Origin of the sequence: Flavobacterium sp. LHD-85 (assembly GCF_030929595.1) — a bacterium.
GTDB lineage: Bacteria > Bacteroidota > Bacteroidia > Flavobacteriales > Flavobacteriaceae > Flavobacterium.
The window spans coordinates 137116-149051 of sequence record NZ_JAVFVR010000001.1 but is presented as its reverse complement, the minus strand read 5'-3'; the positions used below and the strand labels follow the sequence as shown (position 1 = coordinate 149051).

General features: G+C 34.9%; 10 protein-coding genes. 2 read left to right on the top strand and 8 right to left on the bottom strand.

What is annotated here, in order from left to right; all coding sequences use genetic code 11:
• Positions 1–54 precede the first annotated feature (54 nt).
• Positions 55–1368, top strand: coding sequence for a ribosome biogenesis GTPase Der (gene der, locus RB618_RS00600; RefSeq protein ID WP_308067020.1), 1314 nt, complete (start codon positions 55–57; stop codon positions 1366–1368).
• Positions 1369–1525: 157 nt separating this feature from the next.
• Positions 1526–4279 carry an outer membrane beta-barrel protein gene (locus RB618_RS00595; RefSeq protein ID WP_308067019.1) on the top strand — a complete coding sequence of 918 codons (2754 nt, stop codon included), beginning with the start codon at positions 1526–1528 and terminating at the stop codon, positions 4277–4279.
• Between the two features lie 98 nt (positions 4280–4377).
• Here the strand turns inward: RB618_RS00595 and RB618_RS00590 are convergent, their stop codons facing one another.
• From RB618_RS00590 to RB618_RS00555, 8 genes are all read right to left on the bottom strand, one after another.
• Positions 4378–5121 carry a DUF2490 domain-containing protein gene (locus tag RB618_RS00590; protein ID WP_308067018.1) on the bottom strand — a complete coding sequence of 248 codons (744 nt, stop codon included), beginning with the start codon at positions 5119–5121 and terminating at the stop codon, positions 4378–4380.
• 150 nt (positions 5122–5271) lie between these two features.
• Complete coding sequence (locus RB618_RS00585) at positions 5272–7818, bottom strand: TonB-dependent receptor (protein ID WP_308067017.1); 2547 nt, start codon at positions 7816–7818, stop codon at positions 5272–5274.
• 250 nt (positions 7819–8068) lie between these two features.
• Positions 8069–8482, bottom strand: coding sequence for an Rrf2 family transcriptional regulator (locus tag RB618_RS00580; RefSeq protein ID WP_012023964.1), 414 nt, complete (start codon positions 8480–8482; stop codon positions 8069–8071).
• A gap of 93 nt (positions 8483–8575) precedes the next feature.
• Positions 8576–9409: a TPM domain-containing protein gene (locus RB618_RS00575; protein WP_308067016.1), complete on the bottom strand. Its 834-nt coding sequence runs from the start codon at positions 9407–9409 to the stop codon at positions 8576–8578.
• Positions 9410–9412: 3 nt separating this feature from the next.
• Positions 9413–9850 (bottom strand): TPM domain-containing protein, encoded by a 438-nt coding sequence (locus RB618_RS00570; protein WP_308067015.1) that lies wholly within the window; start codon positions 9848–9850, stop codon positions 9413–9415.
• 86 nt (positions 9851–9936) lie between these two features.
• The gene (locus RB618_RS00565; RefSeq protein WP_095928713.1) at positions 9937–10521 is read right to left on the bottom strand and encodes a LemA family protein; all 585 of its coding nucleotides are present in this window, start codon (positions 10519–10521) and stop codon (positions 9937–9939) included.
• Positions 10522–10555: 34 nt separating this feature from the next.
• Positions 10556–10888 carry a MerR family transcriptional regulator gene (locus RB618_RS00560; RefSeq protein WP_111364203.1) on the bottom strand — a complete coding sequence of 111 codons (333 nt, stop codon included), beginning with the start codon at positions 10886–10888 and terminating at the stop codon, positions 10556–10558.
• Positions 10889–10935: 47 nt separating this feature from the next.
• Entirely contained in the window at positions 10936–11913 is a 978-nt protein-coding gene (locus tag RB618_RS00555; RefSeq protein ID WP_308067014.1) for a M23 family metallopeptidase, read from the bottom strand.
• Positions 11914–11936: the final 23 nt, after the last annotated feature.

The following is an 11936-nucleotide window of genomic DNA, read 5'->3' as shown; positions in this document are numbered from 1 at the left end:
TTTTAGGAAGCTAAGAATCTGAAATTTAAAGTCTAAAATCTAAAATTCAATAAAATGAGTAATAACATTGTTGCGATAGTAGGAAGACCTAATGTGGGGAAATCGACCCTTTTTAATAGGCTGATACAAAGAAGAGAAGCTATTGTAGATTCAGTATCTGGGGTTACCCGTGATAGAAACTATGGTAAAAGCGAGTGGAACGGAAAAGAGTTTTCTGTCATTGATACAGGTGGATACGTTCGCGGAAGTGATGACGTATTTGAAGGTGAAATTCGTAAACAAGTTGAGCTTGCTATCGATGAAGCCGATGTTATTATTTTTGTGGTTGATGTTGAAGAAGGAATTACGCCAATGGATGAAACCGTTGCAAAATTGCTTCGCAAAGTAACAAAACCAGTTTTATTGGCTGTAAATAAGGTTGATAATGCCATGCGTGAGAAAGACGCTGTAGAGTTTTATAACCTTGGTTTAGGTGAATATTATACTTTTGCGAGTATCTCTGGAAGTGGAACAGGGGATTTATTGGATGCTTTAATCGAAGCGTTCCCAGAAAAACCAGAACCAGAAACGCCAGAAGTTGAATTGCCTCGTTTTGCGGTTGTAGGTCGTCCGAATGCTGGAAAATCTAGTTTTATCAATGCTTTGATTGGCAAAGATCGTTATATTGTTACTGATATTGCCGGAACAACTCGTGATGCTATTGACACTAAATTTGACCGTTTTGGTTTTGAATTTAACTTGGTTGATACTGCTGGTATTCGCCGTAAAGCAAAAGTAAAAGAAGATTTAGAGTTTTATTCTGTAATGCGTTCTGTTAGAGCAATTGAGCATGCAGATATTTGTATTTTGGTGATCGACGCAACACGCGGATTTGAAGGGCAAGATCAGAGTATTTTCTGGTTGGCTGAGAAAAACCGTAAAGGAGTTGTAATCTTGGTAAACAAATGGGACTTAGTAGAAAAAGATACTATGTCTACTCGTGATTACGAAGAGAAAATCAAAAAAGAATTGATGCCTTTTACAGATGTGCCAATTTTATTCGTTTCTGCTTTAACGAAACAGCGTTTATTAAAAGCGCTTGAAGCAACAGTTCAAGTTTACGAAAACAGAAAACAAAGAATTGCAACTTCAAAATTCAACGAATATATGTTGAAAGTAATTGAAGCGTATCCACCGCCAGCGACAAAAGGAAAATATGTAAAGATCAAATATTGTATGCAATTGCCAACGCAAACACCACAATTTGTATTTTTTGCCAATTTACCGCAATACGTTAAAGAACCTTATAAGCGATACCTTGAGAATAAAATTCGTGAGAAATGGGATTTTGCCGGAGTTCCGATCGATATTTATATAAGAGAAAAATAAAAAAATGAGTCCCCTGAATAGGGGATTTTTTTATGTTTTGTGTCTATCTTTATTATAGTATCAATTTTTTATTGGCATTATATTTGAATAAATGTAAAAAATACAATTAAACCTTTTGCGTTTTTTTAAGTCTTACTGATCTAACTAACCTAATTTTATGACCAGAATTTATTCACTTTTATTGTTTTTAGCTTTTGTTTATTCGGCAAATGCCCAAAACAATATCGTTATTAAAGGAACTGTAGTTGATATCAACTCGCAGCTTCCGCTTGAACTCGCGACCGTTTATTTTACTGCTGTAAAAGATTCCACTATTATTGAATATGCTACAACCGATAAAAACGGAAATTTTATTATCAATACTAAAAAGTATGATAAGCCAGTTTTCTTAAAAGTAAATTATACAGGGTATCAAACTTATTTTGAAGAGCAAAAAGCGCTTACAGAAAGTAAAGACTTTGGTAAATTGTACCTGCTTGAAAATGCCAATGTTTTAAATGAAGTGGTAATTAAAAGTGAGGCACCGCCAATTACCATTAAAAAAGATACTCTAGAATTTAATGCTGGCTCGTATAAAGTTCGTCCAGATGCTAATGTGGAAACTTTACTAAAACAGTTGCCGGGCTTTGATGTCGATAATACCGGAAAAATTACGGTAAATGGGCGAGAAGTCAATCAGGTTTTAGTCAACGGAAAAGCGTTTTTTGATAAAGATGGAGCGATTGCCATTAAAAACCTTCCAGCTGATATTATTAAAAAAGTTCAGGTTTCTGATTTTAAAACCAAGAAAGAAGAATTGGCTAAACAAGAATCGACTTCAGATTACTCGAGTATAAATATTACCATTGACGAAAAGAAAAATAAAGGGTATTTCGGTAAAGTCCTTGGCGGATACGGTTCAGACGAACGCTACGAAAGCAGTTTAATGATGAACTTTTTCAAAAATAAACAGAAAATAAGCGTATTGGCTTCGTCAAACAATATCAACTCAACTGGGTTTTCTATGGATGAGGTATTTGATAATATGGGAGGCGGACGTAATGCTAAAGGTGGCAGCCAAGGCGCAAGCAGTGGAGGAAAAGGAATTACGCAGTCTACTTTGGCTGGTATTAATTATTCTGATGACTGGACAAAAGATTTGGAGTTTATGAGCAGTTACAACTTTACAAATGCTGTGACCAAAAACGAAAGCAAATCCAATCAGCTGAGTTTATTGCCAACAGGAAATATTTTAACTGAAGCTGATTCTAAAACCAGAAATGAAAACACTGGAAACAAGGTGAATTTTGAGTTAGAGTACAAAATCAATCCTACTATGCAGATTGTTTTTGCTCCTAAATTGAATTTATCCGAATCAAATAGCAATTCATCTTCTTCGACTTTTTCTGAGAATGAAAATGGTGATGCTTTAAACGAAAGTACAGGGACATCGCATACAGAAAGTTCGAATACGAGTTTTGCCAATAGCATTAATTTCAACAAAACTTTTAAGAAGCAATCGCGAAATTTAAGTGTGGTTTTTAATAACAATAACACTAAAAATGATTCGAACGGAATAAACATTTCTGAAACTATTTTTTATCAGGATAATAAGCCAAATGATGAAAGAAATCAGAATGCAAAAAACACCTCAAAAAGTGATGCTTATTCGCTTGATTTAGAATATACAGAGCCTGTAACCGATTCGTTGAGACTTCGTTTCGGCACCGATTTTGACTGGCAGAGTTCTATGAACGATCAAAAGACATTTAATTTTGATGATGCCTCACAAGACTATTCAGATTTAAATCTATCGCTGACTAATTATACCACGTCAAAGCAAAATTCGATTACGCCAAAAGTGGGTATTACTTGGCAGAAGAGTAAATTTACGCTGAATGTAAATTCGAGAACATCGATCGTGGAGTTTGACAATCATTCTTTTTACTTGAATCAAGCTACAGATTTGAATAAAAGATATATGCTGCCTTATGGAACAGCACAGCTTCGATACAAATTTGACCGTTCTAGAAATTTAACTTTTAAGTACGATTATTCTAATGCACTACCTTCAGCAACACAATTAATGCCAGTTGCAGATTTGAATAATCCATTGAATAGCGTAATCGGAAATCCAAATCTAAACCCGATTGAAAAAAGCACAGCAGGTGTTGATTTTAAGAATTTTGATTTTAGAACACGCTCTGGGTACAGTTTATTTCTTAAAGGAGATTATTATAATAATGATGTTGTTTCTACTTCAATTTATGACGACAGCGGAAAAAGAAATACAACTTATGTAAATATTTCAGGAACATATTCTGCTTCGATTGGAGGAAACTGGAACCAGCAGATTAAAAAAGATGCTCACACGATCAGATACGGTTTGCGTTTAAGCGGTAATTATAATTTTGACAAAGGATTTACAAATGCTGTTTTGTATTATGCAAAATCGGTTGTTGTTACGCCAAGTGTTTATGCTTCTTACGATTATGGTGAAGTGCTTTCGATTGCGCCATCATATAGTTTATCCTATAACGAAACGAGATATGAAAATTATTCAAGAGACGCGACTTCAAACGTAATTCATAGAATTAATATGCAGACAACCTCGTATTGGCCAGCTAATTTAATTTTCGGAAATGACTTTGGATATACTTATAATTCAAATATTTCAGACGATTTCAAAAAGGATTTTTTCCTTTGGAACACAAGTCTTTCTTATGGGTTTTTGGATAAAAAATTATACGCAAAAGTAAAAGTGTATGATGTTTTAAACCAGAACCAAAGTGCAACAAGAACTATTTCGCCAACCTCAATCAGAGATGAAGAAAACACTGTTTTAAAACGTTACGTAATGTTTTCTTTAGCTTATAAAATTGGAAACTTCGCTGAAAGTAAAAAAGGAGGAAAGAGACAGAGAGGATCTTAGCTTTTAAGGTGCAAAGATTCAAAGGAACAAAGGTTCAAAGGTTACAAAAAATGCCTGTCAAATTTAATTTGACAGGCATTTTTTGTATAACTCATAACTCATAACTTTTTCCGATTAATTCTATGATAAACCGTGAACCTGATAATATCACGATCATAAAAATCTACGCCGCTGGCGCGTCTTTGAAAGTTTTTTAAATACCCCAATTCTAAACCAAGATTTGGATTGAAATGATAACGTAAAGCAACGTAGAAACGATTTTGATCAAATGTATTTCTGCGATTGTCTTTTCCGAAATTGAATAAAATTTCATCTGAAATAGTGCCTTTTATACTTCTTCCTTCTTTTTCCCAAAGGGTAAACATGGATTGTAAACGGTATCTGAATCTGAAAGCATAAGAGAATTCATCTAGAAGTCCGCTTTTGTCTGCTTTTTGAATGAATCGTTCTTCCAGCTGAAAGCGGTTATGAAAAGTGATTTTGGCAATGTCATTAATCAATGTTATATCTTGCTGTGCACGATATTCAGGAATAGAATAATCAGGATCAATATTTGGGTTTTGAGTATTGACACTAAAAAAAGCAAAACCAGCACCCAAATCTACCATTTTAGCTGCTCTGTAACGAGCTTGAGATCTTATAACAAAAAGATTCTCATGAACAGGATTTACAAAACTTCTATTATCAAATTCAGAATGAATAGACCATTTTTCAGATAACGGAAAAATATTGTAATACCGAATCCAAGTCAAAGTCTGCTGGTCGATATTTCTTTGGTTTTGGCCCGTTATTAACTGGCTAATAAAGAGTAGAGAAGATATAAGTTTAAAGGTTCGGTTCAATTGCTACAAATTCAGGCTGCGAATTTATACAAATGATCTCATTCCTAATTGTTTTAAAATCTGTTTTATATATTTTTTTGTGAAAATAAAAAAACGAGACACATTAAAATGCATCTCGTTTTTAATACTAAAACTAACTAACCTAACCGCTTACAGTGAATACTTAAGTGTAACTCCATAAGTTCTTTGATCACCAAGAACTCCAGCATATTGTCCTGAGTTACCACCTGCAGGCAATAATTGCTCGTAGTAATCTTTGTTGAAAAGGTTTCTTCCCCAAAATTGAATAGATAGACCTTGCGAAGCACGGAAACCTAAACGGGCATTGAAGATTGCGTAACCTTGTACCACTAAATATTTTGAAGCCGAAGGGCTTGAAGAAAATTCAGAACGAGCATATCCGTCAGCAGCGAAGAAGATTTTTCCAGCATTACCAAAGAATCTTGCATTGTCAGAAAGCTCACCTCCAAGAGAACCTGCCCATCTTGAAGCTCCTGGCAATTCAGTTCCAGAAACATCTTTGAAGGCAACTGGCGCTCCTGTTTCTTCTAACGGAAGTGGCGCATTGGTAAACTTGACATATTTACCATCTGTATAAGTTGCAGCACCATTGATTGTTAAGTGTGAGCTGATCACAAAGCTTGCATCCAATTCTGCACCTCTTACGCGTACTTTATCTGCATTGGCAAGATATCCGCGATTTACACCCAATTCAGCTGCCTGAACGTTGGTTTGGAAATCTTTGATGTCAGTATTAAAGAACGTTAAGTTGAAGATTGAATTTTTGAAAGGAGATGTTTTTACTCCAATTTCATAATGATTTACTTTTTCTGGTTTAACCACTGCAAGTTCAGTCATTGGCTGACCTGCGGCATTTGTTGGAAGCCCAGCTACGTTTACCCCAACTGGCTTGTAACTTTTAGCATAAGTTGCATAAGCATTTATTTTATCTGATGCTTTATAGGTAAGAGTGATATTTCCAGAAAAATCCGTATTGTCTGTATCTGAATCAAATGCTTGATCTGAGTAAACTGATTTTTTCAAAGCCAATAATGCAGGATCTGTGGTCTGAAGACCTCCGTAAGTTTTACGAGAATAACTTGCATCTTTTTTATCAAAGTTATATCTCAAACCTGGCAAGATGTGAAATTTTTCTGTAACTGCCCAATCAAGTTGTCCAAATACAGCAGCACTCGAAGCTCTAATTCTTGCATCAGTTTTAATTCCGTAACCTTCAAAAAGGCCAGGAGTTTTCCATAACGGACTTGTTGTGCTTTGAGAGAATCTCCATTGTGCATTTCCTGATTCTTCTGTACCATCTGTTTGTGATGTCTGATCGATAAAGAATACTCCACCGACACCGCTAATTTTTGAAGTTAATTGCCCAGCATAACGAACCTCTTGGGTAATTTGTGTTTGTCTTGTTGGGTTTTGAGATTTAGCTAAGACCTGTAATCCTGTAAAATCCCTGTCGTTTGAAGGATCCCAGTTCCAGAAACGCCATGCAGTTGTAGAAGTAAGCGTTCCGCCACCAATTTTGGTATCAATGTTTAACGAAATCCCTCCTAAATCTTGTCCAGAACGCCAAGGAGTATCGTGATCGATCTTACGGTCAAAAGCATTTAAACTTGGCAATTGATAATTTAAATCTTTAATAATAGCATCAAACTGACGGTATGCAGCTCTCTGAGTAGGAGCAACACCAGCAACAACCTGTGCATATCCGTCAGGACGCTGTGTTGTAAGGTCTCCTGCAAAAGTAACGTTTGTGTTTTCTGTAGGAGTCCATAATAATTGTCCTCTAAAACCTTGGTTGTTCAACGTGTTTGTAGGTCTTCCTGTAACAATATTGTCAATTAAACCATCACGCTGAGTTCCTGAGAAAGATAAACGACCAGCTACTTTTTTTCCTAATGCTCCTGTGATAGAAGCTTTAGCTTGTAAAAAGGCATAATTTCCGTAACTTACTTCAAAGTCAGCTCCTGGTGTAAAACTTGGCTTGCGAGAGGTAATATTGAAAGCTCCAGAAGTAGTATTTTTTCCAAATAATGAACCTTGTGGACCACGTAACACCTCGATTTGCTCTACATCGATAAAATCTAAAGTAGTCGCTGCTGGACGCGCATAGTAAACGCCATCAACATAAAAACCAACTCCAGGATCAATACCATCATTGGTAAGTCCGAATGGTGAACCTAAACTTCTAATGTTGATTCCCGTATTTCTAGGGTTAGAAGAATACAATTGTACAGAAGGAACCAATTCTTTGATACGGTTTACGTTAAATGCTCCCGCTGCTTCTGCTTGTTTTCCTGTAACAACAGAAACTGCAATTGGCACATCTTGTACTTTTTCAATTCTTCTTCTTGAAGAAACTACCACCTCAACAAGTTTGTTTTCTTCGCGTAAAGTAACCAATATTGGTGACGCAGGAATAGCTGTAATTTCTAGTTCTGCAGTATTATAGCCTATATACTGAACTAAAAGCGTAAGAGGTAATTTGCCTTGTGATTCTATCGAAAATCTTCCTTCAGAATCTGTAATTGTGCTAAAAGTTGTTCCTTTAATTACCACATTGGCTGCTTCTAAAGGAATATTTTGATCTGTTGTAACAACCCCATCTATTTTTTGTGCAAATGAGATTGAGAAAGTTAAAACTGCAAGTATTGTAAATATATTTTTTATAGATGTTTTCATTTTTATATTAAGTATATGTGATTAGTAGAATTTAAAACTAAATTTTTTTTACCAACACATACACATCATAGATGAAAGAGTTTTCACAGTTGTGAAATTATAATTATGTTTTTTTTGCAAAAGATTTTGTCCACCTGATTGACTAGAATGTACTTTCATGAGTTAAAATTTTGTAAATGATTAGTTAATTATTTTTGGCAAATATATATAATTAATTCTATCGATTTACTAGACTTTAGAAAATATTTTTTTATTTTTTTACCAATGAAGCGATTGTAATGCCTTCCATAGCCTTCAAAGTTTTGTCTCTAATAAGCATCAAACCGTGACGCAGACTGCATTCGGACTCGGTTTTACAATCTGAGCAAGGCTCGTAAAAATTTAAAGAAGCGCATGGCAAAAGTGCAATTGCACCGTCAAATAATCGGTGAATTTCTGCCAAAGTGATATCATTTTTGGATTTAATTAGATAGTATCCGCCAAATTTTCCCTGCTTACTGCTCACAAAACGACCGCGTTTTAGATCTAATAAAATCTGCTCTAAAAACTTTTTAGGAATGTTAGCGCCATCAGCAATTTCTACAGTTCTAGAAATGTGATTTTCGTCTTGTTCTGCTAAATAAAGTAAGGCCTTAAGGGCGTATTTTGCTTTATGTGATAACATCTATTAATAAATTGTAAAATGTAAATGTATGATTTTTTAAGATTGAAACCTAAACTTGAAACCTCAAACAAAGAAAATTAGAACCAGAATAAATTACCAGCCTCCACTAGATCCGCCGCCAGAGAAACCTCCACCGCCAAATCCGCCGCCGAAGCCTCCGCCTCCGCCAAAACCACCACCAGATGATCCGCCGAAACCTCCAAATCCACCACTGCTTCTTCCAAGATTACTCAGAATAATAGCGTCAAGCAGGCTAGGGCCACCACCGCCATTGTTGCCAGAATTTCCTCCACCGCCTCTTTTATTTCGAGAAAGCAGAATTAATACGATTACAACAATTACAATAAATGGAAGAAAAGGAAAGTCTTGTCCTTTACTTGTTGTTTTACGTTCGCCTTTAAATTTTCCTTTAAAAACATCAATAATGGCATCAGTTCCTTTATCAAGACCATTGTAGAAGCTTCCTGCTTTAAACTCTGGTATGATAATGTTTCTGATGATTGTTCCTCCAATTCCCGCTGTAAGACGATCTTCAAGTCCATATCCAGGATTAATTGCAATCTTTTTTTCATTTTTTGCTAAAAGAATTACAACTCCGTTATCATCTTCTTTGGTTCCTCCAATTCCCCAAGTTTGGCCCCATTTCGTTGCTAATTGGCTTACATCTTCTCCTTTTAAACTCTCAATAGTAATAATTACAATTTGAGTAGTAGTCGAATCCGAGTAACGAATTAGCTTTTCTTCTAATTGCGCTTTTTCTGTAGAACTTAAAATGTTAGCGTAATCGTAAACAGAAGTCTGAAAACTTGGTTTTGGTGGAATCTCAAATTGCGCAAAAATAGCATTGCTGATAAATAATGCGATAAATAAAAAAGTAATCTGAAAAATTCTATTGGAATTTGGGATTTTAATTTTGGAATTTTTCATTATTTATCCTTTTGAGATTTCGTTAGATAGTTCATTTACATCATCTTCCTGAGAAGGAAAATATTTTTTGAGTTGTTCTCCAGCATTCAAAATGCCGCCAACAATTCCTTGTTTAAAATTGCCGGCTTTAAAATGATTCACCATAATGTCTTTGGTACAATCCCAAAAATCATTAGAAACTAAATCATTAATTCCTTTATCTCCGCAAATCACGAAGTTTTTATCTTCAACTGCAAAATAGAGCAATACGCCATTTTTTAGTTTGGTTTCATCCATTCGCAATTCATGAAAAACTTCTAAAGCCCGATCAAAATGGACTTTAGAAGTTGTTTTTTCTATATGCACTCTAATTTCGCCAGAAGTATTATTTTCGGCCATACGAATAGCTTCAACAATTTCTTGCTCTTCTTCTTTGGTTAAAAAATCTTCTACTTTTGACATGGAAATTATTTTAGAGTTTAGATTGTAGATTTTAGATTGCAGATTAGATCTGAAATCTAAAATCGTTAATCAAAAATATTAAATTTTTAGAATTTTACTTCAACAGGTTTATCTGCTCCAGTAGAAGCTTCAAAGTATGGTTTCTCTTTGTATTCGCTCAAGAACCAGTTGTTTGGAATCTTTAAAACATATCCGTTGTAAACTTGTACAGCTTCATTAAAACGTGTTCTAGCAGTTAAAATTTGGTTTTCAGTACTTGCTAATTCATCTTGTAATTTCAAGAAGTTTTCATTAGCTTTTAAAGTTGGATACTGCTCAACAGAAACCAATAATCTTGATAAAGATGAACTTACTCCGCTTTGAGCTTGGTTAAATGCTGCTAATTGTTCTGGAGTTACATTGCTTGGATCAATTGTTACTGAAGTAGCTTTTGCACGAGCTTCTATTACAGCAGTTAAAGTTCCTTTTTCAAAGTCAGCAGCACCTTTTACAGTGTTTACTAAATTCCCAATAAGATCATTACGTCTTTGGTAAGCCGTTTGAACATTTCCCCATTCTTTATTTACAGCTTGACTGTGTTGTAAAGCAGTATTTTTAATACCAATCGACCAAAATGCGATAATAGCAATAAGTGCTACAATAATTCCTACAGGGATTAACCACTTTTTCATGTTTGTTTTGATTTAAGTTTATTTCTATTTTTAATTACAATTCGTTTTTTATGTCGTTGAGTTGCGTTTTTATGGACTCTAATTTACGTATTATTTCGAATTTATCTAACGTTTTCTTCTGTCCCTCTTTTAAGTGCGTTTTGGCGCCTTCAAGCGTAAATCCTCTTTCTTTTACTAAGTGATAAATCAATTGAAGATTCGTAATATCATCTGGAGTGAACATTCTATTTCCTTTTGCATTTTTTTTAGGTTTCAGAATGTCAAATTCACTGTCCCAAAATCGTATCAAAGAAGCATTGACATTAAAAGCCTTGGCAACTTCGCCAATACTGTAATATCTTTTGTCTTTAGAAAGTTCAATATGCATGGTTCGTTTTTTTCTATTTTACTTCAAAAATAGTATTTTTTGTACTATTAATCTAATGATTGATTTTCTTGGTTTGCCATTTGCGAAATCGCCACATATTCTACAGCTGAAATATTACCATAATAAAAATTCAGCGGATTGACTACTTTTCCATCTTTATGCACTTCGTAATGACAATGCGGACCTTCAGATCTACCAGTGCTTCCTACGTATCCAATCACATCACCGCGTTTTACTCTTTGTCCCGGACGACAGTTGTATTTGCTCAAATGGGCATACAAACTTTCATATCCAAAACCGTGCCTGATCACAACATGGTTTCCGTATCCTGAAGCGGTGTTGTCAGCTCTTTGCACGACACCATCTCCTGTCGCGTATATTGGAGCACCTGTATTGGCAGTGAAATCCATTCCGTTATGCATTTTTCTCACTTTCGTGAAAGGGTCAATGCGGTATCCAAAACCTGACGCAACACGTTTTAAATTTTCATTTCGAACTGGCTGAATGGCAGGAATAGCCAATAATAAATTTTCTTTAGCTCCAGCTAATTTTAAAATTTCGTCTAAAGATTTAGACTGAATTGCCAACTGCTTCGATAATTTGTCAACTCTTTTTGTTGCATTCAAAACCAATTGAGAATTGTTGTATCCTTCTAGCGCTTTGTATTTGTCAGAACTTCTAAAACCAGCTTTTCGAATCGAATCTGGAATTTCAGCTTTGTTAAAATATACGCGATAAATATTATTGTCACGTTCTTCTAATGCGTCTGCGGCATCATCAATTTCATCCAGTTTTTTATTCAAAATGGCATATTGAAGCTTTAAATTTTCAATTTCACGTGCCTGTAAACGATCTTTTGGAGTTTCGAAATAAGGGGTGTTAATTAAAAGAACAAAAACTAAAAAACCAAATAGAGCCGATGCCAGTAAAAACAGTAGTGCGTAACCTATTTTTATTCTTTTTCTGGTTTTTATTTTTGTATAAGCCAGATTTTCTGGGTCGTAATAATATTTTACTTTCGCCATATTTTAAAATACGCTATTTTTGC

What these genes read in the sequence shown, in the direction of transcription:
- RB618_RS00580 (WP_012023964.1), bottom strand. Translation starts at nt 8,482, where the DNA reads ATGTTATCACATAAAGCAAAATACGCCCTTAAGGCCTTACTTTATTTA.
- RB618_RS00570 (WP_308067015.1), bottom strand. Translation starts at nt 9,850, where the DNA reads ATGTCAAAAGTAGAAGATTTTTTAACCAAAGAAGAAGAGCAAGAAATT.
- RB618_RS00575 (WP_308067016.1), bottom strand. Translation starts at nt 9,409, where the DNA reads ATGAAAAATTCCAAAATTAAAATCCCAAATTCCAATAGAATTTTTCAG.
- RB618_RS00555 (WP_308067014.1), bottom strand. Translation starts at nt 11,913, where the DNA reads ATGGCGAAAGTAAAATATTATTACGACCCAGAAAATCTGGCTTATACA.
- RB618_RS00595 (WP_308067019.1), top strand. Translation starts at nt 1,526, where the DNA reads ATGACCAGAATTTATTCACTTTTATTGTTTTTAGCTTTTGTTTATTCG.
- RB618_RS00585 (WP_308067017.1), bottom strand. Translation starts at nt 7,818, where the DNA reads ATGAAAACATCTATAAAAAATATATTTACAATACTTGCAGTTTTAACT.
- der (WP_308067020.1), top strand. Translation starts at nt 55, where the DNA reads ATGAGTAATAACATTGTTGCGATAGTAGGAAGACCTAATGTGGGGAAA.
- RB618_RS00565 (WP_095928713.1), bottom strand. Translation starts at nt 10,521, where the DNA reads ATGAAAAAGTGGTTAATCCCTGTAGGAATTATTGTAGCACTTATTGCT.
- RB618_RS00560 (WP_111364203.1), bottom strand. Translation starts at nt 10,888, where the DNA reads ATGCATATTGAACTTTCTAAAGACAAAAGATATTACAGTATTGGCGAA.